The organism is Variovorax sp. Varisp41, assembly GCF_047325085.1.
GTDB lineage: Bacteria > Pseudomonadota > Gammaproteobacteria > Burkholderiales > Burkholderiaceae_C > Variovorax.
Window position 1 is genome coordinate 4,651,813 of the sequence record NZ_CP168540.1, and the last position, 26,694, is coordinate 4,678,506.

20 protein-coding genes are annotated in these 26,694 nt (G+C 70.9%); 8 read left to right on the top strand and 12 right to left on the bottom strand.

Going from position 1 to position 26,694, the window contains the following annotated elements:
* Positions 1 to 10: 10 nt before the first annotated feature.
* The 4 genes from ACEN9J_RS21505 to purB form a co-directional block, all read right to left on the bottom strand.
* Positions 11 to 571 carry a YaeQ family protein gene (locus tag ACEN9J_RS21505; RefSeq protein WP_413762008.1) on the bottom strand — a complete coding sequence of 187 codons (561 nt, stop codon included), beginning with the start codon at positions 569 to 571 and terminating at the stop codon, positions 11 to 13.
* Between the two features lie 64 nt (positions 572 to 635).
* The gene (locus tag ACEN9J_RS21510; RefSeq protein WP_413762009.1) at positions 636 to 2,771 is read right to left on the bottom strand and encodes a TonB-dependent receptor family protein; all 2,136 of its coding nucleotides are present in this window, start codon (positions 2,769 to 2,771) and stop codon (positions 636 to 638) included.
* A gap of 131 nt (positions 2,772 to 2,902) precedes the next feature.
* Entirely contained in the window at positions 2,903 to 4,030 is a 1,128-nt protein-coding gene (locus tag ACEN9J_RS21515; protein WP_261208951.1) for a PepSY-associated TM helix domain-containing protein, read from the bottom strand.
* A gap of 193 nt (positions 4,031 to 4,223) precedes the next feature.
* Positions 4,224 to 5,603, bottom strand: a complete 1,380-nt coding sequence (gene purB / locus ACEN9J_RS21520; RefSeq protein ID WP_057593677.1) for an adenylosuccinate lyase — start codon at positions 5,601 to 5,603, stop codon at positions 4,224 to 4,226.
* A gap of 116 nt (positions 5,604 to 5,719) precedes the next feature.
* On the opposite strand from purB, the gene ACEN9J_RS21525 reads away from it, so the two are divergent.
* The gene (locus ACEN9J_RS21525) at positions 5,720 to 6,331 is read left to right on the top strand and encodes a glutathione S-transferase N-terminal domain-containing protein (protein WP_057593676.1); all 612 of its coding nucleotides are present in this window, start codon (positions 5,720 to 5,722) and stop codon (positions 6,329 to 6,331) included.
* Positions 6,332 to 6,396: 65 nt separating this feature from the next.
* Here ACEN9J_RS21525 and ACEN9J_RS21530 read toward each other — a convergent pair whose 3' ends face one another.
* From ACEN9J_RS21530 to ACEN9J_RS21545, 4 genes are all read right to left on the bottom strand, one after another.
* A complete protein-coding gene (locus tag ACEN9J_RS21530; protein WP_261208956.1) occupies positions 6,397 to 7,641 on the bottom strand; it encodes an SAM-dependent methyltransferase in 1,245 nt (414 codons plus the stop codon).
* Entirely contained in the window at positions 7,638 to 8,441 is an 804-nt protein-coding gene (locus tag ACEN9J_RS21535; RefSeq protein ID WP_413762010.1) for a DUF1365 domain-containing protein, read from the bottom strand. Before ACEN9J_RS21535 ends, ACEN9J_RS21530 begins: the two co-directional genes overlap by 4 nt.
* Positions 8,438 to 9,754 (bottom strand): NAD(P)/FAD-dependent oxidoreductase, encoded by a 1,317-nt coding sequence (locus ACEN9J_RS21540; protein WP_413762011.1) that lies wholly within the window; start codon positions 9,752 to 9,754, stop codon positions 8,438 to 8,440. The genes ACEN9J_RS21535 and ACEN9J_RS21540 overlap by 4 nt, the downstream gene beginning before the upstream one ends.
* Positions 9,755 to 10,080: 326 nt before the next feature.
* Positions 10,081 to 10,707 carry a glutathione peroxidase gene (locus ACEN9J_RS21545; RefSeq protein WP_409976496.1) on the bottom strand — a complete coding sequence of 209 codons (627 nt, stop codon included), beginning with the start codon at positions 10,705 to 10,707 and terminating at the stop codon, positions 10,081 to 10,083.
* 128 nt (positions 10,708 to 10,835) lie between these two features.
* On the opposite strand from ACEN9J_RS21545, the gene ACEN9J_RS21550 reads away from it, so the two are divergent.
* The 3 genes from ACEN9J_RS21550 to ACEN9J_RS21560 all read left to right on the top strand — a co-directional run bounded on the left by ACEN9J_RS21550 (position 10,836) and on the right by ACEN9J_RS21560 (position 13,230).
* Positions 10,836 to 11,693, top strand: coding sequence for a hypothetical protein (locus ACEN9J_RS21550; RefSeq protein ID WP_057597796.1), 858 nt, complete (start codon positions 10,836 to 10,838; stop codon positions 11,691 to 11,693).
* A gap of 91 nt (positions 11,694 to 11,784) precedes the next feature.
* The gene (locus ACEN9J_RS21555) at positions 11,785 to 12,678 is read left to right on the top strand and encodes an RNA polymerase sigma-70 factor (protein ID WP_413762012.1); all 894 of its coding nucleotides are present in this window, start codon (positions 11,785 to 11,787) and stop codon (positions 12,676 to 12,678) included.
* A 90-nt stretch (positions 12,679 to 12,768) separates the two neighbouring features.
* Positions 12,769 to 13,230, top strand: a complete 462-nt coding sequence (locus ACEN9J_RS21560; RefSeq protein ID WP_296734841.1) for a carboxymuconolactone decarboxylase family protein — start codon at positions 12,769 to 12,771, stop codon at positions 13,228 to 13,230.
* A 19-nt stretch (positions 13,231 to 13,249) separates the two neighbouring features.
* On the opposite strand, the gene ACEN9J_RS21565 is transcribed toward ACEN9J_RS21560, so the two are convergent.
* Both ACEN9J_RS21565 and glnE read right to left on the bottom strand, forming a co-directional pair.
* Complete coding sequence (locus tag ACEN9J_RS21565) at positions 13,250 to 14,377, bottom strand: septal ring lytic transglycosylase RlpA family protein (protein WP_413762013.1); 1,128 nt, start codon at positions 14,375 to 14,377, stop codon at positions 13,250 to 13,252.
* A 46-nt stretch (positions 14,378 to 14,423) separates the two neighbouring features.
* Positions 14,424 to 17,240 (bottom strand): bifunctional [glutamate--ammonia ligase]-adenylyl-L-tyrosine phosphorylase/[glutamate--ammonia-ligase] adenylyltransferase, encoded by a 2,817-nt coding sequence (gene glnE / locus ACEN9J_RS21570; protein ID WP_413764589.1) that lies wholly within the window; start codon positions 17,238 to 17,240, stop codon positions 14,424 to 14,426.
* Between the two features lie 25 nt (positions 17,241 to 17,265).
* Here glnE and ACEN9J_RS21575 point away from each other — a divergent pair, with 25 nt between their 5' ends.
* The 4 genes from ACEN9J_RS21575 (at position 17,266) to ACEN9J_RS21590 (ending at position 25,212) form a co-directional block, all read left to right on the top strand.
* On the top strand, positions 17,266 to 21,615 hold the full coding sequence (locus ACEN9J_RS21575; protein ID WP_413762014.1) for a YhdP family protein: 4,350 nt from the start codon (positions 17,266 to 17,268) through the stop codon (positions 21,613 to 21,615).
* Positions 21,612 to 22,427 carry a carbon-nitrogen hydrolase family protein gene (locus ACEN9J_RS21580; RefSeq protein WP_413762015.1) on the top strand — a complete coding sequence of 272 codons (816 nt, stop codon included), beginning with the start codon at positions 21,612 to 21,614 and terminating at the stop codon, positions 22,425 to 22,427. The genes ACEN9J_RS21575 and ACEN9J_RS21580 overlap by 4 nt, the downstream gene beginning before the upstream one ends.
* A gap of 77 nt (positions 22,428 to 22,504) precedes the next feature.
* Positions 22,505 to 24,541, top strand: coding sequence for a two-component system sensor histidine kinase NtrB (locus ACEN9J_RS21585; protein ID WP_057597448.1), 2,037 nt, complete (start codon positions 22,505 to 22,507; stop codon positions 24,539 to 24,541).
* 44 nt (positions 24,542 to 24,585) lie between these two features.
* Positions 24,586 to 25,212 (top strand): response regulator transcription factor, encoded by a 627-nt coding sequence (locus tag ACEN9J_RS21590; protein WP_057597445.1) that lies wholly within the window; start codon positions 24,586 to 24,588, stop codon positions 25,210 to 25,212.
* A 61-nt stretch (positions 25,213 to 25,273) separates the two neighbouring features.
* On the opposite strand, the gene ACEN9J_RS21595 is transcribed toward ACEN9J_RS21590, so the two are convergent.
* Both ACEN9J_RS21595 and ACEN9J_RS21600 read right to left on the bottom strand, forming a co-directional pair.
* Positions 25,274 to 25,846 carry an OmpA family protein gene (locus ACEN9J_RS21595; RefSeq protein WP_057597446.1) on the bottom strand — a complete coding sequence of 191 codons (573 nt, stop codon included), beginning with the start codon at positions 25,844 to 25,846 and terminating at the stop codon, positions 25,274 to 25,276.
* Positions 25,847 to 25,955: 109 nt separating this feature from the next.
* A complete protein-coding gene (locus tag ACEN9J_RS21600) occupies positions 25,956 to 26,618 on the bottom strand; it encodes an OmpA family protein (RefSeq protein WP_057597447.1) in 663 nt (220 codons plus the stop codon).
* Positions 26,619 to 26,694: the final 76 nt, after the last annotated feature.

The window sequence follows — 26,694 nt, forward strand, 5'->3', positions numbered from 1 at the left end:
GGCCCCTGCGTTATTTCCAGCGCAGCAGCTCGATGTCGACGCTGTTCGCGCCGTCGCCGAGCGTCAGCGTGTTCTCCTGGATCGTCGCCTGCAGCTGCATCGAGCGCTGCGCCAGCGCCGCGAGCGCCTGCGAGGCGGCCGTGGGTACGCGGTAGACGCTCAGGTTCTGCGGCCGCGTGAGCTTGTTCTCGATGCCGCGCCACCAGATCTCGGCCGCGTGGTTGAAGCAGTAGACGATCACCTGGTCGGCCTTGCCGCAGGCCTTGATGACGGGCTTGTCCTCGGGCTGGCCGACCTCGATCCACAGCCGGGTCTGGCCCGTGAAGTCGCGCAGCCAGACATCGGGTTCGTCCACGTTCGACAGGCCGGCGCCGAAGGCCAGCGTGCCGTCGCCCTTGCAGATGTCCTGCAACTGGTGCGCGTTGAGCGCCAGCGCGACCAGGCGGATCATCATCCGCTCGTCGGTCTCGCTCGGATGGCGCGCCAGCGTGAGCGCGTGGTCGGCGTAGTAGCCGTGGTCGATGTCGGCCACCGCGAGGTTGGCCTTGAAGATGGTGGATTTGAGCGCCATGGGTGCGCGAGTGTATGCGCGCGCTCCCGGGCCGGCGCCGGCCCGGGAGCTGCCCGCCGGCCGATCAATAGGCGACCGAGGCCTGCAGGTACACGGTGCGCGGCTGGCCCACGTACTTGCCGCCGTTGTTGTCCACCGAGCGGTTGAAGTAGCGGCGGTCGAACAGGTTCTTCACGCCCACGGCCAGCTTGAGGTTGCGCATGGTCGGGCCGAAGTCGTAGCCCGCGCGCAGGTTCATCACCGCGTAGCCGGGGATGTTGCCCAGGCGGCCGGTGCTGTCCTCGAGCGTGACGTAGCGCGCATTGGTGTCGGGCGAGCCCGGCGAGCGCTGCTTCGACTGCGCGTAGACGTCGGCGTTGAAGGTCCACGGGCCGCGCTCGTAGCGCGCGCCCAGCGTGGCCACCTGGCGCGAGTAGAACGGCAGGTCGCGGCCCGCGAAGGCGCCGGCCTTCTGCGTGGCCTGGGTGTAGGTGTAGGTCGCCGACAGCGACAGCCCCTTGAGGGCCGGGCTCAGGTCGCCGAGCTCGTAGCGCAGCGCCGATTCCAGGCCGCGGTGGCGCGTGGCGCCCAGGTCGGTCCACTGGCCGACGTCGCCGGTGATCGAGCGCGCGAGCTGCAGCTCCTTGTCGAAGTCGATGTTGAACAGTGTGAGTTCCGAGCTCCAGGCCTCGCCCTTGTAGTGCGTGCCGATCTCATAGGTCTTCGCCTTCTCGGGATGCAGGCCGTCGGTGGACTGCGCGAGCTGCGCGTACTGCTGCGGGCCGAAGGACACGCCGGCGTTCGCGAACAGCGACCAGCGCTCGTTCATGCGGTACATCACCGACACGGTCGGCAGCCATTCGTTGGAGTCGATCTTCGGCGCGATCACGCTGGTGATGCGGCCGCTGGTGAGTCCCACCACGTCGTTGTGCGAGCGGATCGCCTCGTAGCGCACGCCGGGCGTCACGGTCCAGTTGCCGAAGTCGATGCGGTCGTCGATGTAGAAGGCGTTGGCGGTGGTGCCGCCGGCGCTGGTCTGGTAGGCCGGCTGCGCCAGCGTGGTGGCGTCGAAGCCCAGGCGCGGGCGGTAGTAGCTGCTGCGCGTGGCCACTTCCGAGCTGGACTCCTTGAGGTAGCGGTAGCCCACGCTGACTTCCTGCACCACGCTGCCCGAGTCGATCAGGCGCGAGTAGCGCGGCTCGATCGCGAAGGTGTGGTACTCGCGCGGCGCGGCGGTCAGGCGGCGCTGGCCGGCGCTGGTGCCCGTGCCTTCCTGCTCGAGGTGGCTGCCGCGGAACGAGTCGGTGTAGTAGGTCAGCAGCTCGAACTTGTTGATGCCGTCGTTGTGCGTGTAGCGCAGCGAGCCGTCGGTGCGCCGTCCGGTGAATTCGTCGAAGGGACGGTCCGACTGGAACGGGTTCAGTGCGTACTGTGCCGTCGTCAGACCGCCGGGCATGCGGCCCTGGCCCTCGAAGTGGTGCAGCGACACCGCGATGTCGTCGGTCTTCGAGAAGCGGTAGCTGCCCTTGAGCATCAGGTCGTCGATGTTCGTCTTGTCGTTGCTCTGGCGGAAGCCCTCGCCGTGCGTGCCCGAATACAGCAGCGCCAGGCCCAGGCCCTTGTCGTTGGTGCCGCCGACGAACACGCTGGGCGTCGACTTGGTGTCGCCGCCATGGCCCGCGCTCTCCACGCCGACGCTCGCCTCGGCGGCGAAGGTCTCGGGAATCGAGCGCGTCACGAAGTTGATGATGCCGCCCACGTTCTGCGGTCCGAAGCGCACCGAGCCGGCGCCGCGCACCACGTCCACGGTCTCGATGTTGCCCAGCGACAGCGGCGCCAGCGACAGCTGCGGCTGGCCGTAGGGCGCGTAGGCCAGCGGCACGCCGTCCATCAGGATGGTGGAGCGCGGCGACAGGCGCGAGGTCAGGCCGCGCACGCCGACGTTCAGCGAGATGTCGCTGCCGCCGGTGCCGTTGCTCTCCTGCACCTGCACGCCGGGGATCTGGCGCAGCACGTCGCGCACGCTGGACGAGCCGCTCTCACGGATCTGGCGCTGCTCGACGATGGTCCGCGCGCCCGGATGCTCGACGACCTTCTTCTCGGTCGGGCTGCCGAGCCAGTCACCGGTGACGGTGATGGCCTCGAGCGCCTTGCCGTCGGCGCCCGCGGGCGCATCGCCCCCGGCGGCGAAGCCGGGCAGGCTCAGGGGAAGCAGGGCCATCGCGATGGCGGTGCGTTTGAAAGCAGACACGGGAACTCCTCGGTTTTTGAAATTGCAAAAGGAACGGGCGGGCGTGGGGCGCGTCGTTCGGGCAGGCCGGCGTCGTCGCGCCGTCGTCGAATCGTTTGGGCTCAGGAGGTGGGGCGCGCGACCGCGTCGCGGCGCGCCGTCGCGGCCGTGCGGCGGCGCCGCCACCAGAGCCAGATGCCGCTGAAGCCCAGGCCGCCGAGCGCCAGGCCCAGCAGCGCGGTCACGATCTCGTGGACCACGCCGCCGAGCTCGCCGGTGTGCAGCGGGAAGATCACCGCCACCGAGCCGTTGCCGGCATCGAGCTCCTGCCACTTGCGCGCGGCCAGCACCTCGCCCGTGACCGGGTGGAGCCAGGCCGAGCCGATGCCGTTGGGATGCGGGTCGTCGGGCAGCTTGAAGCGAACGCGCACGGGCCGGTCGGCCTTGCCGGGCACCGCCACGTAGCCGATCGGCTGGCCCGGGTAAACCTGCTGCGCGCGCGCCACGATCTCGTCCAGCGGTAGGCGCGGGCCCTGGGCCGTGCCCTTGGCGATCGTCGGCGCCTTGACCGGCTGTTGCCCCATGGCGGCGGAAATGAAATCGCCCAGTGGCCGCCAGGCCATGTAGGCGCCGGTGGCGACCGACACCGCGATCAGCAGGCCGAGCACCGCGCCGCCCGTGCGGTGCAGGTCGAACAGCCCGCGCAGCAGGCCGCGGTTGAGCACGATGCGCAGCGACGGCGGCCAGCGCGTCGGCCACCACAGCACCAGGCCCGTCACCAGCAGCACCAGGTAGGCCAGCGCCACGAAGGCCAGGATGCCCTTGCCGGTCTTGTCGAGCAGCAGGCTGTTGTGGATCTTGTAGATCAGGCTGTAGGCACCTTCCTGGGTGCCGCGCCGGCCCTGTTCGGCGCCGGTGAAGGGATCGAGGTAGACCGTGCCGTCCCAGGGGCCGCGCACCAGCACCCAGTAGGTGTCGCCGGGCTGGCGCGGCGGTCGCAGGGTCAGGTTGGTGTCGGGGCCGAACTCGGCCAGCAGGCGCTGGCGCAGCGGTTCCAGCGGCAGCCGTGCTGCGGTGGCGTCACCGGCCGTGCGCGCGACGAAGAGCTCGGGGTGGGCCTGGCGGTCGAGGGGCTGGCCCACGACCAGCGCCGCGCCGAGCAGCGCGGTGACGGCGAGGATCGGGCCGAGCGTGAGGCCGACCCAGCGGTGGATCTTGAGCCAGAGACGTCGCAGGGAAGCGCGCAGCATGGACGAGGGGGACGCCGAGGCGTCCCGCACGGAAGTGTTGCTGGCTGGCGCACGGCCGGCATGCGGCGTGCGTTGGCTGGGAATTTGAAAGGAAACCGGAATGGGCGATCGAAACGAATCGGCCGCCCGTGGGCGGCCTCAGCGAATGAACCAACCGCTTAGAAAAGCGGTTGGTGCATCGATGCACAGGGCGTCAGATTCTACCGGCGAGTTCGGCCGCCTTGCCCACGTAGCTGGCCGGCGTCATGGCCAGCAGGCGGGCTTTTTCCTCTTCGGGAATCGCGAGCGAGCGGATCAGGCCATGCAGCGCCTCGGCCGTCACGGTCTGGCCGCGCGTCACTTCCTTGAGCTGCTCGTAGGCGCCCTGCACGCCGAAGCGGCGCATCACGGTCTGGATCGGCTCGGCCAGCACTTCCCACGAGGCGTCGAGGTCGGCCGCGAGCGCGTCGCGGTTGAGCTCGAGCTTGCCCAGGCCGGTGGCCAGGCTGGCATAGGCCAGGGTCGCGTAGCCGAAGGCCACGCCGATGTTGCGCAGCACGGTGCTGTCGGTCAGGTCGCGCTGCCAGCGGCTGATCGGCAGCTTCTCGCTCAGGTGGCGCAGCAGCGCGTTGGCCAGGCCCAGGTTGCCCTCGGCGTTCTCGAAGTCGATCGGGTTGACCTTGTGCGGCATGGTCGAGGAGCCGATCTCGCCCTTCTTGAGCCGCTGCTTGAAGTAGCCCAGGCTCACGTAGCCCCAGACGTCGCGCGAGAAGTCGACCAGGATGGTGTTGGCGCGCGCCACGGCATCGAACAGCTCGGCCATGTAGTCGTGGGGCTCGATCTGGATGCTGTAGGGCTGGAAGCTCAGGCCCAGGCCCAGCGGCGCCGGGGTTTCGACGACCTTGCGGCTGAAGGCTTCCCAGTCGAAGTCGGGCCAGGCCGCCAGGTGGGCGTTGTAGTTGCCGACCGCGCCGTTCATCTTGCCCAGCAGCTGCACCGAGGCGATCTGCGCGCGCGCCTTCGACAGCCGCACCGCCACGTTGGCGATCTCCTTGCCGACCGTGGTCGGGCTGGCGGTCTGGCCATGGGTGCGCGAGAGCATCGACACGTCGGCGAACTGGTGCGCCATCTCGCGCAGCTTGGCGATCAGGCCGTCGATCGCGGGCAGCAGCACGGTGTCGCGCGAGGCCTGGATCTGCAGCGCGTGGCTGGTGTTGTTGATGTCCTCGCTGGTGCAGGCGAAGTGCACGAACTCGGCCGCGGCCAGCAGCTCGGGGCGGGCCTCGAACTTGGACTTGATCCAGTATTCGACCGCCTTCACGTCGTGGTTGGTGGTCTTCTCGATCTCCTTGATGGCCAGCGCGTCGGCCTCGGAGAAGTGCGAGACCAGGCCCATCAGGTACTTGCGGGCGCCGCCGGTCAGCGGCTTGAATTCGGCGAAGCCGCAGTCCGACAGCGCGATGAACCACGCCACTTCGACCTGCACGCGCCGGTGCATGTAGCCCTGCTCGCTCATCAGGGGGCGCAGGGCCGCGAGTTTGGCCGCGTAGCGGCCGTCCAGGGGGGAAAGGGCGGAGACGGTGGAGAAGCTCATGCCCGAATTTTAGGCGGGCCGCCCGGGGACGAACCCGGTACACCGAAAGCCGGGCTTTGGCGTTCCCCTAAAATGATTATGAACAAACGTTATCAAAATCGAGGGAGAGCGCCTTCATGAAACTGATCGGATCCGCCGCCAGCCCCTATGTGCGCAAGGTGCGCGTGGTGCTGGCCGAGAAGCGGCTCGACTACCAGTTCGTGATCGAGGACGTCTGGTCGCCCGACACGACCATCGCCCATTCCAACCCCCTGGGCAAGGTGCCGTGCCTGATCATGGAAGGCGGCGAGGCGATGTTCGACTCGCGCGTGATCGTCGAATACATCGACACCCTGTCGCCGGTCGGCAAGCTGATTCCGCAGCAAAGCCGCGAGCGCGCCGAGGTCAAGACCTGGGAAGCGCTGGCCGACGGCGTGATGGACGCCGGCGTGCTGTGGCGCCTGGAGCGCACCTGGTCCGGCCGCGCCGACGGCGAGCGCAGCGAGGCCTGGATCGACCGCCAGCGCGCCAAGGTCGAGGCCGGCGTGGCCGCCATGGCCAAGGGCCTGGGCGACAAGCCCTTCTGCAGCGGCATCCACCTGAGCCTGTCGGACATCGCGGTGGGCTGCACCCTGGGCTGGCTGAACCTGCGCTTCCCCGAGATCGAGTGGCGTGCCGACTACGCGAATCTCGCGAAGCTCTACGACAAGCTGATGCAGCGGCCGAGCTTCATCGACACCCAGCCCTGAGCGGCTGAACCGTTTTCGCCCATGAAAAAAGCGCCTTCCGGCGCTTTTTTGTCGTTTGCCCCGGCTCAGGGCTTGCGCAGCGTGTACTGCACCACGTCGATGCTGCGCTCGGCGAAGGCCGCCTCGCAGTAGGCCAGGTAGAACTCCCAGATCCGCATGAAGCGCTCGTCGAAACCGAGCTGCAGCACCTGGGCGCGCTGCGCCAGGAAGCGCTCGCGCCAGCGCCGCAGGGTCTCGGCGTAGTCGGCGCCGAAGGCGAATTCGTCGATCACTTCGAGCCCCGCGGCCTCGGCGGCGCGCCGGAACTCGCGCGGGCAGGGCAGGCAGCCGCCCGGGAAGATGTACTGCTGGATGAAATCGGTGGCGTCCACGTAGCGCTCGAACAGCGCGTCGTCGATCACGATGCTCTGGATGCAGGCGCGCCCGCCCGGCTTGAGCAGCCGGCTCACGCTCGCGAAGTAGGTCGGCCAGTATTCGCGGCCCACGGCTTCCACCATCTCGATCGAGCAGATCGCGTCGAAGGGCGCGTCGCCGGTGGTCCGGCCGATGTCGCGGTAGTCCTGCAACCGCAGGTCGACCGGCAGGCCTTCGGTGCGCCGACGCGCGTGGGCGAGCTGTTCGTGCGAGAGCGTCACGCCGGTGACGGCGGCGCCGAATTCGGTCGCGGCCTTCTCGGCCAGCGCGCCCCAGCCGCAGCCGATCTCGAGCACCCGGTCGCCGGGCCGCACGCCCGCCATGGCGAGCGCGCGCCGCACCTTGGCGTGCTGCGCCTCGGGCATCGGCCGCGTCAGGTCGCCCTCGAACCAGGCCGACGAGTAGTTCATCGTCTCGTCGAGCCAGAGTTCGTAGAAGGCATTGCCCAGGTCGTAGTGCGCCTGGATGTTGCGCGCGCTGCCGGTCCTGCTGTTGCGGTTCAGCAGCAGGTGGCGCAGGCGGTAGAGCAGGCGGCCGGTCCAGCTGCCGTAGAACACGTTCTCGATCGCGCGCCGGTTCGCCACGAACACGCGCAGCAGCTCGACCAGGTTCGGCGTGGTCCAGTCGCCCGCGATGTAGCTCTCGGCGAAACCGATGTCGCCCGATTTCAGCGCGGCGCTGCACACCGTCCAGTTGCGCAGCGTGAGCGAGGCGGTCGGGCCCTCGCCCGGCGCGGCGCCAAAGTGGCGCACCGAATCGTCGGGCAGCCGCACGGTCAGCGAGCCGTGCGCCAGGCGCTGCAGCAGGCGCAGCACGCTGCGGGCCGCGCGCGGCGCGTCCTGCGGCAGGTGGAAGCCCGAGGCGGGCGAGTCGGCGGTGGTCGTCGTCGGGGTCATGGATTCGCCTGCGGCTGGCGCGGCTCGCCGCGCGACACGGAATGAAGCGGCGGGGCCGGCTTGTGGACGAAGGGCACGCGCTTGAGCCACAGCCGCGCGGCCTGCCAGTGGATGCGCGCGATCAGGCCCAGCGTCATCGCCGGGTAGCGCCAGAGCGCGCGCCGCAGGCTGGCCGCGTCGAGCGCCTGGAGTTCGCCGCCGACGCTGGTCTGCAACAGCGGGCCGTCGGCGTCGTCGTGGTCGATGCGCACCAGCGTGCGCGTGCGTTCGGCGTCGGTGAAGAAGCGGAAGCGGTAGCTGCCGTCGATGCGGCAGAACGGCGAGACGTGGAAGGCCTTGGTCGCGCGCAGCTCGGGCCCGTAGGCCGGCCGGTCGAGCAGGTAGCAGTGGCGCTCGCCGAAGGTGTTGTTGACCTCGACCACGATCGCGCGCAGCGCGCCCGCGCGGTCGTGGCAGTACCAGAAGCTGACCGGCTTGAAGGTGTAGCCGAACACCCGCGGATAGCAGTGCAGCCAGGCCTCGCCGTCGGCGTCGTCGATGCCGTGCGACGCCAGCAGCTCGTCGAGCCAGGCCAGCGCGCCGCCGGCACCGGGCGCGCGGCCGTCGCCATGGTCGACGTCGTGGAAGGACAGCGCGCCGCGGCGGTTGAACGCGAGCGCCGGGCTGCCGTCGCGGCGCAGGGCGCGCATCGGCAGCATGAGGAAGAAGGTGGGATAGGCGAAGGCGTTGCGGGCCGGGCGCAGCCGCGCATGCCGGACCTCGCCGAAGCCGATCAGCGGCAACGGCCCCGCCGTGGTCATGGGGCGTCTTTCCCGGTCGCCAGCTGCGCCTGCAGGCCGCGGGCCGCGGCCAGGCCGGCCTTCAGGCCGTCCTCGTGGAAGCCGTAGCCCATCCAGGCACCCGCGAACCAGGTGCGGCGCTGTCCCTGCAGCGCGGGCACCCGCGACTGGGCGTCGATCGCTTCGAGATCGAGTACCGGGTGGGCGTAGTCGTATTCGGCCATGACCTCACTACGCGCGATCTCGCGAACCGGATTCAGCGAAACGATCACCGGTTGCGACCAGGGCAGCGGCTGTAGCTTGTTGAGCAGGTAGTGCAGGCAGACCCCGCCCGATTCCCGTGCGCCGTCCGCGCGCTGGTAGTTCCAGGCCGCCCAGGCGGAGGGCCGCTCGGGCAGCACCGAGGCGTCGGTGTGCAGCACCGCGTGGTTCGGCTGGTAGCGGATGGCGCCGAGCACCGCGGCCTCGGCGGCGCTGGGCTCGGCCAAGAGAGCCAGGGCCTGGTCGGAATGGGTGGCGAGCACCAGATGGTCGAAGGCCTCGGTGCCGGCATCGGTGGCGATGCGCACGCCGTCGACATCGCGCTCGATGCGCCGCACCGGGGTGTTCAGCCGCGCATCGGACAGGCCCGCGACGATCTTCTCGACGTACTGGCGCGAGCCGCCGCGCACGGTGCGCCACTGCGGCCGGTTGGCGATCTGGATCAGGCCGTGGTTGTGGCAGAAGCGGATCATGGTCGCGACCGGGAAGGCCAGCATCTGCGCGGTCGGGCAGCTCCAGATGCAGGCCATCATCGGCAGGAAGTACCAGTCGCGAAAGGTCGGGCCGAAGCGGTGGGCGTCGAGGAAGTCGCCCAGCGGCTGGGCCAGTTCGCCTTCGGTGCCGGCGAGCGCGATGCGCGTCGTCAGCCGGTTGAAGCGCATCAGGTCGGCCAGCATGCCCAGGAAGCGCGGGTCGACGAGGTTGCGGCGCTGCGCGAACACTGTCGCGAGGCTGCTGCCGCTCCATTCGAGCCGGCCGCCGCCGGGCCGCGTGGCCTGGACCGAGAACGACATGTCCGAGTCGGCGGTCGCCACGCCCAGTTCGGCGAACAGGCGGATCAGCTCGGGGTAGGTGCGGTCGTTGTAGACCAGGAAACCGGTGTCGACACCGTGCGCGACGCGCTCGCCCGAACCGGGCGAAATCGGCAGCGAGACCGTGGCCGTGTGGGCGTGGCCACCGAAGTAGTCGCTGGCTTCGAAGAGGGTGATGCGGGCCGAGTCGCGCAGCGCGTGGGCCGCGGCCAGTCCCGAGATGCCGGCGCCGACGATGGCGACCCGGGCCGGCGGCCTCATGGCACCGCCCCGGGTTGGCTGGAAGACAAAAATGCTGCGAGGCGCCCCGACGCGAAGGAGGGAGGGAGGGAGGAGGAGAAGAATCGCCTCGGGATTTCGACCGGACGGCAGGCGCCCGGAAGACCTCGCAACATGAAAACCGTGGGGCATTCACTGCCCACGCGAGTTATGAGCGAGGACCTCGCCGCACGGTTCCCACCGCAGTGGTAAGCGTTTGTGACGATCGGTTCACAATCTGATTGACGCATCGGTAAATAATATTACCGATACGTCTCGGTGTGAACTGATCAGTTTCTATTTACATCGCTGGTGCGAACTCGCCGGCATCAGCCCGGATTGGCCGCCAACTGCTTCTCGATGATCGCGATGAAGGCGTTCTCGTCGGGCGCCGTCATGCTCGACCAGGCCTGCACGACCTTGCCGTCGCGGCCGATCAGGTACTTGTAGAAGTTCCATTTGGGCGTGGTGCCCGAGGCCTGGGCCAGTTGCTTGAACAGCGGATTGGCGTCCGAGCCGCGCACCGAGGACTTGCCGAACATCGGGAATTTCACGCCGAAAGTGCTTTCGCAGAAGTCGGCGATCTCCTTGTTCGAGGCCGATTCCTGGGCAAAATCGTTCGACGGGAAGCCCAGCACCACCAGCCCGCGCGCGCGGTACTTGGCGTCGAGTGCCTCCAGTCCCTTGTACTGCGGGGTGAAGCCGCAGAAGCTGGCCGTGTTGACCACCAGCACCACCTTGCCCGAGTACTGGCACAGCGACTGTGGTTTTTCGTCCTGCAGCCGCGGGAAGGTGTGTTGCAGTATGGCGGGACAGCCCGCCGCCTGGGGCGCGGCGGCCGGCGCCGGTGCCGCGGGTTGCTGGGCGAGGGCCGTTGCCGCGGTCAACAGGCCGGCCATCAGGGCCATTGCCGACGTACGGAGCATCGGGACCGACAATGGGGTGGGGGTTCGCATGGCGGGCTCCTGGTTCACAAAGGGGGGGCGCATCCGTGCCGCGACGGCGCACGTATCCGCATCATCGCGCGCTTGTCATGGACGCGCCAAACGTGCCGTTTAAAATCGGCGGCCTTAGAAAGATATAGATGCTCTATCCGGAACTCTTCAGACAACTCGAATCCGTCCGCTGGGACATGGACAAGGACATCCCGTGGCAGTCGTTCGACGCTTCGCTGCTGTCCGAAGAGCAGGCGCAAACCATCAAGATGAACGCCATCACGGAGTGGGCGGCGCTGCCGGCCACCGAGATGTTCCTGCGCGACAACCGCCACGATAGCGATTTTTCCGCTTTCATGTCGATCTGGTTCTTCGAGGAGCAGAAGCACTCGCTGGTGCTCATGGAGTACCTGAAGCGCTTCAGTCCCCAGCATGCGCCCACCGAGGCCGAGCTGCACGAGGTGCGCTTCGACTTCGACCCGGCGCCCCCGCTCGAAACCCTGATGCTGCACTTCTGCGGCGAGATCCGCCTCAACCACTGGTACCGCCGTGCCGCCCAGTGGCACACCGAGCCGGTCATCAAGCACATCTACACCACGCTGAGCCAGGACGAGGCCCGCCATGGCGGCGCCTACCTGCGTTACATGAAGCGCGCGCTCGAGAAGTTCGGCGACGAGGCCCGCTCGGCCTTCACCAAGGTCGGCGTGCTGATGGCGAGCGCCCGGCGCACCGCCCAGGCGCTGCACCCGACCAACCTGCACGTGAACAAGGCGCTGTTCCCGAACGACACCATCCAGAGCCGCATGCCCGATCCGGACTGGCTCGAGCACTGGCTCGACAAGCAGATCAAGTTCGACGCCGTCTGGGAAACCAAGGTCGGCGAGCGCATCCTGCACAACCTGAGCCTGCTGATGAACCGCAGCTTCAAGACGGTCCAGGAACTGAACCGCTACCGCAAGGAACTGGCGGCCAGCCTCGGCCCCAAGCCCGAATACCAGGGCGCGTAAAGCCAGGACCGCAGAAAATCGCCCCGCACGCCGGGGCGTTTTTTTTGGGACGCCCCTGTCACAAACCGGCAACGCCAGCCGTCTTGGCCTCATGGACGCCGCCACCCTCGCCTTCGATCGCCACCGCCCGCGCCTGCAGGGCATCGCCTACCGCATGCTCGGTTCCGTGGCCGAGGCCGAGGAGGTCGTGCAGGACGCCTGGCTGCGCTGGCACGAAACCGCCACCGAGGCGCTCGACAGCACCGAGGCCTGGCTGGTCACGGTCGTGACCCGGCTTTCCATCGACCGGCTGCGCGCGGCCAAGGTGCAGCGCGAGCACTACAGCGGCCACTGGATGCCCGAGCCCATGCTCACCGAGTCGCCGGTCACGCCCGAGCAGATGCTCGAGCGCGCCGACGACGTCTCGGTGGCCTTCCTGGCCGTGCTCGAGCGGCTGGCGCCCGAGGCGCGCGCGGCCTTCCTGTTGCGCGAGGTGTTCGACACCGACTACGACGAGATCTCGCGCATGCTCGGCAAGAGCGAGGCCGCCTGCCGCCAGCTCGTGCACCGCGCCAAGACCCAGGTGCAGGAAGGGCGGCCGCGCTACCGCGTCTCGCGCGAGACCCAGATGCGGCTGCTGCGCAGCTTCGCCGAGGCCTCGGCCAAGGGCAGCGTGCGCGAGCTCGAGGCCTTCTTCACCGAGGAAGCCGAACTGGTCGGCGACGGCGGCGGCAAGGTCCAGACCTTCACGCACGGGCTGGTCGGCGCGCGCCGCATCGCGCAGCTCTATTTCGCCGTGCAGCGGCGCCACGCGGGCGGCGAGCCGGAACGCAGCGTGCGCACCGAGCTGGTCGACATCAACGGCGAGCCGGGCCTGTTGCGCTTCATCGGCGGCGTGCTCGAGTCGGCCCAGACCTTCGAGTTCGACGGCGACCGCATCTCCCGCGTGCGCGCGCAGCGCAACCCCGACAAGCTCGCACGCATCGCCGCGGCCTTCGCGCGCTGATTTTTTTCGGACTTCGTGTCACAGGCCGGCGGGCCGGCGCGTCTTCAGTGTGTATCCCGATTTCATCGTCAACCACTGGAGAACATCGCCATGAACACCACTCCCCGCCTCAACTGGTTCAAGACCGTGCCCAAGGCCTTCGAGGCCCTGCTGTCGGTCAATACCGCCATCGCCAACACCACGCTCGAGAAGAAGCTGGTCGACCTCGTGTTCGCCCGCGTCTCGCAGATCAACGGCTGCGCCTACTGCCTCGACATGCACGTGCGCGACCTGCGCAAGGAAGGCGAGGGCTGGCAGCGCATCAACAGCCTCCCGACCTGGCGCGAGATGAGCTTCTACGACGCGCGCGAACGCGCCGCGCTGGCCTGGGCCGAATCGCTCACACGCATGGCCGATCGCCACGATGCGCGCGATGCCGAGTACGAGGCGCTGAAGGCCGCCTTCAGCGACCTCGAGATCGCCGAGCTCACGGTCGCGGTGGCGCAGATCAATTCGTGGAACCGCATGAATGTCGCAATGCACGTGCCCGTGCCAGTCAAGCCGCTCGAATAAGTGCAGCGGCGGGCGCTCCTTAGCGCCGCTCGACCACCATCGGCGAGATGCGCAGGCTCTCGCGCACCTGCGACACCGCCTCGCCGGCCTCGCCACGCGAGGCGAAGGGACCGGCCTGCAGCCGGTGCGTGCCGGCTTCGCTGAACACGCGCAGCTGCGGCGCGAGCGAGGGCAGGCCGCGCGCGGCCTGGGCGCGCAGGGTCTCGGCGCCGCCGCGTTCGCGGAAGGCACCGAGCTGGACCCAGAAGCCGGCCGAGGGCGTGTCGGGCCCGGCCAGCGAAGCCGCGGCGGCGGCAGCCACCGCCGCGGGCGTCGGCCCGCTCGGCGGCGGCGCGGACGCGGCCGGTGCCAGTGGCGGCAAGGTGTTCACCACCATCGGCGGGCGCGGCCCCGGCGGCTCGACCTCGTCGTCGACGCCGGGGGCGGGCGCGGCCGCGGCGGGCGGCGCCACCGGCATCGGCGAGGCTTCGGGCGCGCTGGTGCCCACCGTCGAGACCCAGGCCGAGGGCACGGCCACCGGCGCGGCGGCCGCGCGCGCGGGCATCGGCGGTGGCGGTACGTAGACCGGCGCCGCGGGCACGGGTGGGGGCACGGGGGCCGCCGCCAGCATCGTGTCCGACCCGCGCCGCCACGCGCCGGTGCGGATGTCCTCGTTCGTGATGCGCTCGATCTCCACCGGCGCCACGCCGCGCAGCAGGTCGAGCTTGAGCGCGGCCGTGTAGCTCAGGTCGATGACGCGGCCGTCGACGAAGGGCCCGCGGTCGTTCACGCGCACGATCGCCTCGCGGCCGTTGGCCGGGTTGCGCACGCGCACGTAGCTCGGCAGCGGCAGCGTCTTGTGGGCCGCCGTCATCGCGTACATGTCGTAGGGCTCGCCGCTGGCCGTCGAGCCCGCGTGGAACTTGCGTCCGTACCAGGAGGCCAGGCCCGATTCGCGGAATGGCCGGTCGTCGGTGATCGGCGTGTAGCCGCGGCCGAGCACGGTGTAGGGCTTGCTGGTGCCGCCGCTGCCGCGGATGGGCTCGATGCGGGGCTCGGCGTCGGGCACGCGTTCGAGGTTGGACGGCGGGCTGGTACCCGGACCGTCGCGGCCACCGCCGCCGCGCGGGCCGCTCGCGCAGCCCGCGAGCACGATGGCGACAGCCACCGCACAGGCGGCGCCGGCCGCGCTGGGTCGGCGGGCGCCGCGCGCCTCAACCAAACACGGCCCTCCACAGCGCCAGCATCGCCTCGCGCTGCGTGGCCAGCGCGGGCGGCGTCACCTGCGTGGGTTCTTCGTTGAGGCGTGCGCGGTGCTGCACGCGCCGCAGCTCGCGGTAGGCCGCGGCCGCGTTGCGGCCCACGCCCGGAGGCAGCAGGCCGGCGTCTTCGGCGCGGATCAGCAGCGCGATGTTGCCGAGGTTGGGGATCAGTTCGGGATGCTCGCCCGAGGCCGACAGCACCAGGAACTGCACCGCGAACTCGGCATCGACCATGCCGCCAGGGCTGTGCTTGACGTCGAAACGGTCGGCCTTCACGGGCCGCGCGCCGCGCAGCTTGTCGCGCATCGCGATGATCTCGGCCTTCAGCGCCTCGCGGTCGCGCGGCGCCACCAGCACGGCCTCGCGCACCTGGTCGAAGCGCGCGCCAAGTTCGGCGCCATGGTCCTCGCTGCCGAGCACGAAGCGCGCGCGCGTCATGGCCTGGTGTTCCCAGGTCCAGGCGGTGTTGCTGCCGCGGCCGAGCTGGTACTTCTCGTAGGCCTCGAAGCTGGTGGTCAAGAGGCCCGAGTTGCCGTTGGGCCGCAGCGCGGTGTCGATCTCGAACAGGTCGCCCTCGCGCGTCTTCACCGTGAGCCAGTTGATGAGCTTGCGCACGTAGGCCGCGTAGACCTCGCCGGCGCGCTCGTCGTCGTCGTCGTAGACGAACACGATGTCGAGGTCGCTGCCGTAGCCGAGCTCTTTGCCGCCCAGCTTGCCGTAGCCGATGATCGCGAACTGCGCCACCTCGCGGTGCCGGTTGCGCACATGCGGCCAGCACCAGCGGGCGGTCACGCGCAAGGTGGTGTCGGCCAGCGCACTCAGGTCGTCGGCCACCTGCTCGACGCTGATGCGGCCGTCCACGTCGCGCGCCAGGGTGCGGAACACCTCGGCATGGTGCGCGTGGCGCAGCAGGTTCAAGAGGCGCTCCTCGTCGGCCTCGCCGGTGCGGCTCAGCGAGGCATGGCGCGCCTCGAGCTCGCGCTCGAACTCGGCGGCCACGAAGCGGCCCGACAGCATCTCATCGCTGGCCAGCTCGTCGATCACGCCCGGGTGCTGCATCAGGTAGCGCGCCGGCCAGCGCGCCGAGCCCAGCAGCCGCAGCAGGCGTTCCTGCACCGCGGGCCGCTCGACCAGCAGCGCGAGGTAGCTCTCGCGGCGCAGCAGCGGCTCGATCCAGTCGGCCCAGCGCAGCGCGGCATCGACATGGTGCGCGGTCTGGCCCTGGTCGTCGCCGTCGGGTTCGCGCAGCCACTGGCCGGTGCGCTGCACCAGCTGACGCAGCCGCGCGCGCGTTTCATCGCGCAGCGCCATCATGCGCGGCGTTTCGCACCAGTCCTTGATGCGTTCGGCGAAGGCCGGCGGCAGCTCGTCGAGCAGGTCCGAGAGCTCGGCCGGCGCGGCCGCCTTGCGCGCGCCGTTGCACTTGCCGTTGCAGGGCTTGTCGCCGCCCAGCAGCTTGTCGAACTCCTGCGCGACGAACTCGCGGTGGGCGTCGAGCTGGGCCAGGAACGGGCAGCAGTCGGCATAGCCGAGGGTCTGCGCGATCCAGCGCAGGTCCTCGTCGGCCACGGGCAGCGCATGGGTCTGCTGGTCGTCGAGGTACTGGATGCGGTGCTCGACCCGGCGCAGGAACTCGTAGGCCGCGGCCAGCGTGTCGGCGGTTTCCTGCGGCATCAGGCCGGCGCGCGCGAGCCGCTGCAGCGCATCGAGCGTGGGCCGGGTGCGCAGCTCGGGGAACTGGCCGCCGCGCACCACCTGCAGCAGCTGCACGGTGAATTCGATCTCGCGGATGCCGCCGCGCGACAGCTTGACGTCGTTCGCGCGCTCGGGCCGGCCCGCGCTGCGGCGCGCCGACTGCTCGCGGATCTGGCGGTGCAGCACGCGCAGCGAATCGAACACGCTGTAGTCGAGGTAGCGGCGGAACACGAAGGGCAGCACCGCGCCGCGCAGGCCCTGGGCCTGGCCTTGCGCGACCACCTCGGTGGGCGCGACCACGCGGCTCTTCATCCAGGCGAAGCGCTCCCATTCGCGGCCCTGCACCTGGAAATACTCCTCCAGCGCATCGAGCGAGACCACGGGCGGCCCCGAGTTGCCGTTGGGCCGCAGCGCCAGGTCGACGCGGAACACGAAGCCGTGCTCGGTGGTGTCGCCCACCAGTGCGTAGATGCGCTTCACGGCGCGCGCGAAGTACTCCTGGTTCGCGAGCTTGCCGCGGCCCTGGGGGTCGCCGGCGGTGTCGCCGTCCTGGTCGTAGAGGTAGATGAGGTCGATGTCGCTCGACACGTTGAGCTCGCGCGCGCCGAGCTTGCCCATGCCCACGATCCACAGCTGCGAGCGCTGGCCGTCGGCGCCCTGCGGCGCGCCATGCGCGGCGTCGAGCTCGGCGCAGGCCTCGCGGCAGGCGGTGTCGAGCGCGAACTCGGCGAGCTCGGTGACCGCGGTGGTCACCACGGCCAGCGGCGCCTGGCGGTCGCAGTCGAGTGTGACAAGGCGTTCCATCACCAGCTGCCGCACGATGCGCAGGGCATCGCCCACGCCGTCGCCGCGCGCGCGCAGTGCCTCGTAGGCCTGCGTCATCGATGCGCGGCGCGGTTCGCCCTCGGGCAGCAGCGCGAGTTCGCCCGCATAGCGGCGGCGCAGGCGCTGCACGAAGCGCGAATAGGAGGACAAGGCGGGCTTGTCCGCGTCGGGGTTCGTCGATGCTGTAGCTGACAACTGATTCAAACTGGTGCTGGTTGCGGCGGAACCCGTCCCGATGGTGGCGGTCATAATTCCCGGCACAGCGCGATCCTCAATGAACGACACGGTGTCTTCCCCTTCACGTCTGCTCAAGATCACCGCTGTGACGGCGCGCTGGCTCCTGGGTCTTCTCGTGGCTGCGTGGCTTCTCCTGGCCCTGGCAGTCGTGGTCCTGCACGCGTGGATTGTGCCGCGAATCGGCGATTACCGTGGTGCGCTGGAGGCGCAGGCCAGCAAGGCGATCGGGGTGCCGGTGCGCATCGGTTCGATCACGGCCCGCTCGGGCAGCCTGTTCCCCGCCTTCGAGCTGCGCGACGTGGTGCTGCAGGACGCGCAGCAGCGCGAGGCGCTGCGCCTCGTGCGCGTGGTGGCCAGCGTCTCTCCGCGCTCGCTGTGGCGCTTCAATTTCGAGCAGCTCTACATCGAGGGCCCGGCGCTCGACGTGCGCCGCGACACTCAGGGAAAACTCCATGTCGCGGGCCTGCACATGTCGACCGATACGACCGGAGAAACCCGCGCCGCCGACTGGTTTTTCGCGCAGCGCGAACTGGTGATCGAAGGCGGCACGGTGCGCTGGACCGACGAGCAGCGCCAGGCCGAGCCGCTGATGCTGACCGACGTGCGCTTCGTGGCGCGCAACGGCGGCCGCCGCCATGGCCTGCGGCTCGATGCCACGCCGCCGGCCGGCTGGGGCGATCGGTTCACGCTGCGCGGCGAGTTCCGCCAGCCGCTGCTGTCGGTGCGCACCGGCCGCTGGCAGACCTGGGACGGCCAGATCTACGCCGACCTGCCCTACATCGACGTGACCCGGCTCGGGCGCTATGTGTCGATCGACGCGCGCATCCGCGAGGGCAACGGCGCGCTGCGGCTGTGGGCCGACGTGGACGACGGCCAGATCGTGGGCGCGGCCGCCGACCTCGGGCTCGACCGCGTCGATGCCTCGCTCGGCCAGGGACTGCAGCCGCTGGTGCTGCGCGCGGTCACGGGCCGGCTCGCGGGCCGGCTCACGGTCGACACGATGGAGTTCTCGACCACCGCGCTGCAGTTCGACACCGCCGACGGCCTGCGCTGGCCCGGCGGCAACCTCTGGCTGCAGCACACGCCCGCCAAGGGCCGCACGCCCGAGCACGGCGCCTTGCGCGCCGACCGCCTCGACCTTGCGGCGCTGGCGCTCATCGCCGACCGGCTGCCGCTCGGAGACGCCACCCACCGCGTGCTCGATGCCTACGGCCCGCGCGGGCTGGTCGAGCGCATCGACCTGAACTGGCAGGGCTCGCTGGGCGCGCCCGACCGCTACCAGGCCAAGGGCCGGATCAGCGGGCTGCGCATCGCCTCGCAGCCAGGTGCGGCGCCGGCCGAGACCCCCGCTGCCGCGCCCGCCACGCCCGCGGCCAAGCCGCCCGCTCCGGCATCCTCGGCGAGCAGCGCGACCGCGGCCGCCCCGCCGCGCGTGCACCCCGGCACCCCGGGCCTCAGCGGTGCCACGCTCGACTTCGACGCCAGCCACACGGGCGGCAGCGCCACGCTCGCGATCGCGCAGGGCGGGCTCGAATTCCCCGGCGTGTTCGAGGAGCCCGCGATCCCGGTCGACCGGCTCTCGGCCCAGCTGCAGTGGAAGATCGACAACGGCAACACGCAGCTGCAGGTATCGAAGCTGCGCTTCGCCAACGTCGATGCCGAGGGCGATGCCGAGGCCAGCTGGCGCACCAGCGACCCGGCCACCTCGAGCAGCAAGGCGCGCTTTCCCGGCGTGCTCGACCTGCGCGGCAAGCTGACCCGGGCCGACGGCACGCGGGTCTACCGCTACCTGCCGCTCGACATCCCGCAGCACACGCGCGACTACGTGCGCGACGCGGTCACCAAGGGCGTCGCGAGCAGCGTCGACTTCCGCGTGCGCGGCGACCTGCACGACATGCCCTTCATGGACCCGCGGCTCGGCGAGTTCCGCATCGCGGCCAAGGTGCAGGATGTGCACTACGCCTACGCGCCGCCGCACGTGCCCGCGGCCACGCCCGTTCCCGCCGCGCCGGCGCCCGCACGCGGCACCGCGGCCTCCCGCGTCGCCGCCGCGCCCAATCCGCCGACCGTCGCCTCGCCCGCCGCGCCCGGCGTGGCCCAGTGGCCCGCGATCACCGGCCTGTCGGGCGAGCTGATCTTCGAGCGCGCCGGCATGCAGGTGCGCAACGCGCGCGGCCGGCTCGCGGGCGCCACCGCCATCGAGGTGTCGAAGGCCGAGGCCCAGATCCCCGACATGTCGCACCACGCCGCGCTGCTCAAGGTCGACGCGCAGGCGCGCGGGCCGCTGGGCGAGCTGCTGCGCGTGGGCGCGCCGCTGGCCGGCGATGCCGGCGAGTTCCTGCGCGGCGTGCGCGCCAACGGCGTGGCCGACTACAAGCTGCACCTCGAGTTGCCGCTCGAGGCCATGGACAAGGCGAAGGTGCAGGCCAGCGTGGCCTTCGGCGACAACAACGAGGTGCAGCCGGTGCCCGAGGCGCCGCTGCTGACCCAGGCCAAGGGCACGCTGAACTTCACCGAGACCGGCTTCGCGCTGGCCGGCGTGCAGGCCCGGCTGCTCGGCGGCGACGTGCGCATCGACGGCCGCGGCCGCTACACCGGTCCGGCCGCGAGCCACGAGCTCGCCATCCGCGCGCAGGGCAGCGTCAGCGCCGAGGGCATGCGCGCCGCGCGCGAGGTCGACTGGCTCGCGCGGCTGGCGAAGAAGGCCACCGGCGGCGCGCCCTACAGCGCGAGCTTCTCGATGCGCGAGGGCGTCTCCGAGTTCTCGGTGGCCAGCAGCCTGCAGGGCCTGGCGCTGCAGCTGCCGGCGCCGCTCGCCAAGAGCGCCGAGGAGCAGATGCCGCTGCGCATCGAGAAGAAGATCGTGCAGCGCGAGGCGCGCGCCGGCACGGCGGGCAGCGCGGCCGCGGCCAGCGTCGCCACGCAGGACCAGATCGGCCTGGAGATCGGCCGCGTCGGCTCGGTGCAGTACGTGCGCGACATCTCGGGCAGCGAGCCGCGCGTGCTGCGCGGCGCCATCGCGGTCGGCCTCGCGGCCGGCGAGACCGCGAGCGTGCCCGAGCGCGGCGTGCTCGCCAACATCAACCTCGCGCGGCTCGACATGGTGGCCTGGCAGGCGGCCTTCGGCGAGGCCACCGGCGCGAGCAATGCCGAGGTGCAGGCCGCGGCCGGCGACGAGGCCTCGCCCTACCTGCCCACGCGCATCGCGGTGCGCGCGCAGCAGCTCAGCGTGGCGGGCCGCACCCTGCACGAGGTGGTGCTCGGCGGCACGCGCGACGGCGCGCTGTGGCGCGCCAACATCGACGCCACCGAGCTCAGCGGCTATGCCGAGTACCGCCACACCCAGGCCGGCCGGCTCTATGCGCGGCTGGCGCGGCTGAAGATCGCGCCGAGCGAGGCGCCCCAGGTCGAGGCCCTGCTCGACGAGCAGCCCGGCACCCTGCCCGCGCTCGACATCGTGGTCGACGACTTCGAGCTGCTCGGCAAGCGCCTGGGCCGCGCCGAGATCGACGCGGTCAACCGCGGCGGCGTGGGCCGCGAATGGCTGCTCAACCGGCTGAGCTTCACCATGCCCGAGGCCAACTTCGTGGCCAAGGGCACCTGGGCCGCGATCCCGGGCTCGGGCGGCGGCGGCCGCGCCGAGCAGCGCCGCACCGCCATGACCTTCCGCCTCGACATCAACGATGCCGGCATCCTGCTCGGGCGCTTCGGCATGCCCGGCGTGCTGCGCCGCGGCAGCGGCCGGCTCGAGGGCAACGTCGACTGGCGCGGCTCGCCGTTCTCCATCGACTACCCGAGCCTGGGCGGCCAGCTCGGCGTGAACGTCGAGTCGGGCCAGTTCCTCAAGGCCGACCCGGGCCTGGCCAAGCTGCTCGGCGTGCTGAGCCTGCAGGCGCTGCCGCGCCGGCTCACGCTCGACTTCCGCGACGTGTTCAGCCAGGGCTTCGCCTTCGACTTCATCCGCGGCGACGCCAAGATCGCGAACGGCACCGCGAGCACCAACAACCTGCAGATGAAGGGCGTGAATGCCGCCGCGCTGATGGACGGCTCGGCCGACATCGTCCACGAGACGCAGAACCTGCGCGTGGTGGTGGTGCCCGAGATCAACGCCGGCACCGCCGCGCTGGTGGCGACCGCGATCAATCCGGCCATCGGCCTCGGCACCTTCCTCGCGCAGTGGGTGCTGAGCAAGCCGCTGTCGAGCGCGGCCACCCAGGAGTTCCAGATCGAGGGCACCTGGGCCGACCCCAAAATAGCGAAGGTGGCGCGCCCGCTGCTGCCCAATATTTCCAACAATCTGCCGCACCTGCCGGCCATCCCCAGCCTGCCGGGCATCCCGGGGCTGCCGGCCGCGGGCGAGAGCAAGAGACCGGAGACCACGCAATGAGAGTCGCAGCGATCCAGATGGTGTCGGCCATCGCCCGCGAAGCCAACCTCGCACGCGCGCACGACCTGCTCGCGCGCGCCGCCGCCGAGGGCGCCGAGCTCGCGGTGCTGCCCGAGTACTTCTGCATGATGGGCGCGCGCGACACCGACAAGCTGGCCTTGCGCGAGACCGCCGGCGCGGGCACGGTGCAGGGCTTCCTGGCCGACGCGGCGCGCGAGTTCGGCCTGTGGATCGTCGGCGGCACGCTGCCGATCGAGAGCACCGATGCCGACCACGTCTTCAACAGCTCGCTGGCCTTCTCGCCCGAGGGCAAGTGCGTGGCGCGCTACGACAAGATCCACCTGTTCTTCTTCGACAACGGCCGCGAGCGCTTCGACGAGCGCCGCGTGATCGCGCCGGGTGCCGAGCCGGTGCTGTTCGAGCTGCCCTCGCGCGATGGCCATGCCTGGCGCATCGGCCTGAGCGTGTGCTACGACCTGCGCTTTCCCGAGCTCTACCGCGCGCTCTCGCGCCAGGGCGCCGACCTGCTGCTGGTACCCAGCGCCTTCACCCACACCACGGGCGCCACGCACTGGGAGGTGCTGCTGCGCGCGCGCGCCATCGAGAACCTGGCCTGGGTGGTCGCGCCCGCGCAGGGCGGCACGCACGAGAACGGCCGCCGCACCTGGGGCCAGTCGCTGATCGTCGATCCCTGGGGCACGGTGGTCGCGCAGCAGGCGAGCGAGGAGGGCGTGGTGCTGTTCGACATCGACACCGCGCAGGTCGAGCGCGCGCGCACGCAGCTGCCCGCGTTGTCGCACCGCATCCTGTAGGGCCGGGCGCGATGGCGGTGGATGCGGCCGATCTCGCGGTGCCCGGCGCGCCGGAGCCCGGCTTCGCGCCACCGCCGATGCCGGTGCCGCCCTATCGCCGCGTCGTGACCGGCCTCGCGCGGCTGCGCTCGCTGTGGCAGCGCTGGTTCCTCTGGCTGCTGCTCGCGATCCTGGTGCTGGCGCTGCTGGTCACCGTGGTCTGGCTCGCGGGCAAGCACGAGGTCGAGCAGGTGCAGGCCGCGCTCGACCGCGACACCGCCGACGCCGTGACCGACCTGCGCAGCGGCATGCAGCGCAATGCCCAGAGCCTGCGCGCCACGCAGGCGCCCGGCCCCGACCGCTCGCACTGGCCCGAGGCCGCGGCCGCGCTGCTGCGCGAGCACCGCGAATGGCTGCGGCTCGAATGGCGCGACGCGCGGCTGCGCACGCTCGACGCGGTCGACACGCCCTACCGGCTGCATGTGCTCGATCCCGCGACCCGCACCGCCGAGCAGTCCGACGTCTCGCTGGCCTGCGCCGCCGCGCGCAAGCTCGGCACGCCGGCCTACTCGCCGAGCCACTACGTGCCGCTGGGTGGCGGTGGCGGCATGGAGGTGATGGAGCTGTGCGTGCCGATGGACGCCGGCGGCGGCTTCCTGGTGGCCAGCTACTCGCTGCGCGACACACTGGCCGAGCTGGTCGGCCCCACGCTCACGCGCGGCCAGGAGGTGGCCTTCACCGAGACCGACGGCACGCGTCTCGTGGCCATCGGCACCGCGCGCCGCGTCGGCACGCGCGTGTTCACTTCGCAGCAGCTGATCGACCTGCCGGGCGCCGCGCTGATGCTGCGCGTGGACGGCTGGCGCTCCGCGCCCGACCTGTTCCCGAACGTGCTGACCGCGCTGGTCACGGCGATCTCGATCGCGCTGGTGTCGGTGCTGGTGCTGCTGGCGCGCGACACACGGCGGCGCCTGCGCGCCGAGCGCGACCTCGCCGACTCGCTGGCCTTCCGCAAGGCGATGGAGGACTCGGTGATCACCGGCCTGCGCGCGCGCGACCTGCAGGGCCGCATCACCTACGTCAACCCGGCCTTCTGCGAGATGGTGGGCTTCAGCGCCGAGGAGCTGATGGCACGCGAGGCCAACGACGCGCCCTACTGGCCGACCGAGCTCGCGCACGAGTACCAGCAGCGCCAGGCGCGCCGGCTGGCCGGCGGCATGCCGCCGCGCGAGGGCTTCGAGTCGGTCTTCATGCGCAAGGACGGCACCCGCTTCCCGGTGCTGATCTTCGAGGCGCCGCTGCTCAACGCGCAGCGCGTGCAGACCGGCTGGATGAGCGCCTTCATCGACGTCAGCGAGCAGCGCCGCATCGAGGAGCTCTCGCGCGCCAGCCAGGAGCGGCTGCAGGCCAGCGCGCGATTGGCCACCGTGGGCGAGATGGCCTCGCTGCTGAGCCACGAGCTCACCCAGCCGCTGGCCGCGATCGCCAGCTACGCCACCGGTTCGCTCAACATGCTCGGTCCCGACGCGCGCGGCGAACAGGGCGAGGTCGCGATGGCGGTGCGCCGCATCGCCGAGCAGGCCGACCGCGCGGGCCAGGTGATCCGCAGCGTGCACGACTTCGTGCGCCGGCGCGACCGCACGCGCGAGGCGGTGGCGCCGCAGGCGCTGATCGATGCCGTGCTGCCGCTGGTGCGGCTGCAGGCGCGCAAGCTCGGCGTGATCATCGAGGTGGTGCTCGAGGACCGGCTGCCGGCCGCGATGTGCGACCGCACGCTGGTCGAGCAGGTGCTGCTGAACCTCGCGCGCAACGCGATGCAGGCCATGGACACGGCCGACAACATCGGCAACCGCGTGCTGCGGCTGCGCGTGGCGCGCGCGGTGGCGGTCGGCGGCAGCGGCACGGAGGACGCACGGCGCTGGCTCGAGTTCTCGGTGGCCGACCTCGGCAGCGGCATCGGCGAGGAAGTCGCCGCGCGCCTGTTCACGCCCTTCTTCACCACCCGCGCCGACGGCATGGGGCTGGGCCTGAGCCTGTGCCGCACCGTGGTCGAGCAGCACGGCGGCGCGCTGATGTTCGAGCCCAACCGGCCGCGCGGCACCGTGTTCCGGTTTACCCTCCCGGCCGCGGCCTGAGGCCGCCGCCCCCCGACTCCTCTTCGATTTCCTTCCCGACCGATATGCAACCGCTGATCGATGGCCTGATCTTCATCGTCGACGACGACGCCAGCGTGCGCGAGGCGCTGGCCTGGCTGCTGCGCTCGCGCCGCCTGGCCAGCGAGCACTACGGCAGCGCCGAGGCCTTCGAGCAGCGCCTGGCCGAGGGCCCGCTGCCCGAGCAGCCGCTGTGCCTGCTGCTCGACGTGCGCATGCCCGGCACCAGCGGGCTGGTGCTGTTCGACCGGCTGGTCGAGCGCGGCCTGCTGGCGGCCCTGCCCGTGATCTTCCTGACCGGCCATGCCGACGTGCCGACCGCGGTCGACGCGGTCAAGCGCGGTGCCTTCGACTTCTGCGAGAAGCCCTTCTCGGACAACGCGCTGGTCGACCGCATCGAGCAGGCGCTGCTGCTGTCGCAGGACGCGCTCGAGGCGCGGCGCGCGCGCCGCGGGCTGTCCGACCGCATCGCGGAGCTGACCGAGCGCGAGCGCGACGTGATGCGGCTGGTGATCGAGGGGCTGCCCAACAAGCTGATCGCCGACCAGCTCGCGATCAGCGTGCGCACGGTGGAGGTCCACCGCGCGCGCGTGTTCGACAAGATGGAGGTGAAGTCGGCGGTGGAGCTCGCGAACAAGCTGCGCGGGCTCTGAGCCGCGCGAAAAAAAGCCCTCCGCGAAGGGAGGGCTGGCGATGCGTCCGGCGGGCCGGCGCTCAGGCCTTCTCGGCCACGAACAATTCGACGCGGCGGTTCTGCGCGCGGCCGGCCACCGTGCCGTTGTCGGCCACCGGCTCGCGCGAGCCGCGGCCGTCGGTGGTGATGGCGGTGGTCGACACGCCGCGGCCCACCAGGTGGTTGCGCACGCTGTCGGCGCGGCTCACCGAGAGGCGCTCGTTGCCTTCCTCGCTGCCGGTGTTGTCGGTGTGGCCGATCACGCGCACGCTGGCGGCGGTGGCGCTCTTCAGGCCGTCGGCGACCTTGTCGAGCACCTGCGCGAGGTTGCGCTTCACGTTGGCGCGGCCGGTGTCGAACGACAGCTCGTTCGGGATCACGAGGTGCAGCTGGTTGTCGGCCGTCTGCTCGATCACCACGCCCGTGCCCTTGGTGGCGGTCTCCAGGTCGGTCTTCAGCGTGGCCAGCCGCGCGGTCCAGCTGTTGGCGGCCGGGGCTTCGGTCTTGGCGGCGGGCGCGGCGGCGTCGGCCGGTGGCGCGGACGATTGCGAGGCGCAACCGGCGATGAACAGGAGCACGGCGGCGGCCGCGCTCGAAACAGCGAGCTTCCTCATGAAATTTCCCTCTGATGAACCATTGGACAAGACGTGGATGTGGGCGCCGGTGGTCCGGCGCGCCTGCCTTCCCTGCAGGGGGACGGCCGCCGGGGCGCCCGTCCGGTCGTCAGCCGCGCGGTCCGCGCTCGCCGACGTAGATCTCGACGCGGCGGTTCTGCGCCCGGCCTGCGTCGCTGTTGTTGTCGGCGATCGGCTCGTGCGAGCCGCGGCCCTCGATGCGGAAGATGGCCGCGTTCACGCCGCGCGCCACCAGGTAGTCGCGCGTGCTCGCGGCGCGGTCGACCGACAGCGGGTTGTTGATGGCGTCGGAGCCGGTGCTGTCGGTGTGGCCGATGATGCGCACCTCGGCGGCCGGGTTGTTGCGCAGGCCGCTGGCGAACTGGTCGAGCACCGGCGCGAAGTTGGGCTTGATGTTCGAGCGGCCCACGTCGAAGGAGACGTCGCTCGGGATCGCGAGCTTGAGCTCGTTGTTGGGGGTTTGCGTCACGGCCACGCCGGTGCCTTGGGTGGCGGCTTCCATCTGGCGCTTCTGCGCTTCCATGCGCTGCGACCACAGGTAGCCGCCGAGCGCGCCGGCCGCCGCGCCGACCACGGCACCGGTGCCGATCGCCCCGCGGTTGCCGCCGGTGGCCGAGCCGATGACGGCGCCGCCCAGGGCGCCAGCGCCCGCGCCGATGGCGGTGTTGCGCTGCGTGTCGGACATGCCGCCGCCCGCGCAGCCCGCGAGAACGATGGCGAGCGAGGTGGTGGCGAGTACGAGTTTCTTCATGGCGATCCCTTTCGAGGTTGGTTCAAGCGGGCACAGCTTAGCCTTGCGGCGGCTGGGATGGTACGGCTTCCGGGGC

Bases quoted from the DNA above. Each gene is read 5' to 3' on its own strand.
- ACEN9J_RS21505 (WP_413762008.1), bottom strand. From the start codon at position 571: ATGGCGCTCAAATCCACCATCTTCAAGGCCAACCTCGCGGTGGCCGAC.
- ACEN9J_RS21510 (WP_413762009.1), bottom strand. From the start codon at position 2,771: ATGGCCCTGCTTCCCCTGAGCCTGCCCGGCTTCGCCGCCGGGGGCGAT.
- ACEN9J_RS21515 (WP_261208951.1), bottom strand. From the start codon at position 4,030: ATGCTGCGCGCTTCCCTGCGACGTCTCTGGCTCAAGATCCACCGCTGG.
- purB (WP_057593677.1), bottom strand. From the start codon at position 5,603: ATGAGCTTCTCCACCGTCTCCGCCCTTTCCCCCCTGGACGGCCGCTAC.
- ACEN9J_RS21525 (WP_057593676.1), top strand. From the start codon at position 5,720: ATGAAACTGATCGGATCCGCCGCCAGCCCCTATGTGCGCAAGGTGCGC.
- ACEN9J_RS21530 (WP_261208956.1), bottom strand. From the start codon at position 7,641: ATGACCCCGACGACGACCACCGCCGACTCGCCCGCCTCGGGCTTCCAC.
- ACEN9J_RS21535 (WP_413762010.1), bottom strand. From the start codon at position 8,441: ATGACCACGGCGGGGCCGTTGCCGCTGATCGGCTTCGGCGAGGTCCGG.
- ACEN9J_RS21540 (WP_413762011.1), bottom strand. From the start codon at position 9,754: ATGAGGCCGCCGGCCCGGGTCGCCATCGTCGGCGCCGGCATCTCGGGA.
- ACEN9J_RS21545 (WP_409976496.1), bottom strand. From the start codon at position 10,707: ATGCGAACCCCCACCCCATTGTCGGTCCCGATGCTCCGTACGTCGGCA.
- ACEN9J_RS21550 (WP_057597796.1), top strand. From the start codon at position 10,836: ATGCTCTATCCGGAACTCTTCAGACAACTCGAATCCGTCCGCTGGGAC.
- ACEN9J_RS21555 (WP_413762012.1), top strand. From the start codon at position 11,785: ATGGACGCCGCCACCCTCGCCTTCGATCGCCACCGCCCGCGCCTGCAG.
- ACEN9J_RS21560 (WP_296734841.1), top strand. From the start codon at position 12,769: ATGAACACCACTCCCCGCCTCAACTGGTTCAAGACCGTGCCCAAGGCC.
- glnE (WP_413764589.1), bottom strand. From the start codon at position 17,240: ATGACCGCCACCATCGGGACGGGTTCCGCCGCAACCAGCACCAGTTTG.
- ACEN9J_RS21575 (WP_413762014.1), top strand. From the start codon at position 17,266: ATGAACGACACGGTGTCTTCCCCTTCACGTCTGCTCAAGATCACCGCT.
- ACEN9J_RS21580 (WP_413762015.1), top strand. From the start codon at position 21,612: ATGAGAGTCGCAGCGATCCAGATGGTGTCGGCCATCGCCCGCGAAGCC.
- ACEN9J_RS21585 (WP_057597448.1), top strand. From the start codon at position 22,505: ATGCCGGTGCCGCCCTATCGCCGCGTCGTGACCGGCCTCGCGCGGCTG.
- ACEN9J_RS21590 (WP_057597445.1), top strand. From the start codon at position 24,586: ATGCAACCGCTGATCGATGGCCTGATCTTCATCGTCGACGACGACGCC.
- ACEN9J_RS21595 (WP_057597446.1), bottom strand. From the start codon at position 25,846: ATGAGGAAGCTCGCTGTTTCGAGCGCGGCCGCCGCCGTGCTCCTGTTC.
- ACEN9J_RS21600 (WP_057597447.1), bottom strand. From the start codon at position 26,618: ATGAAGAAACTCGTACTCGCCACCACCTCGCTCGCCATCGTTCTCGCG.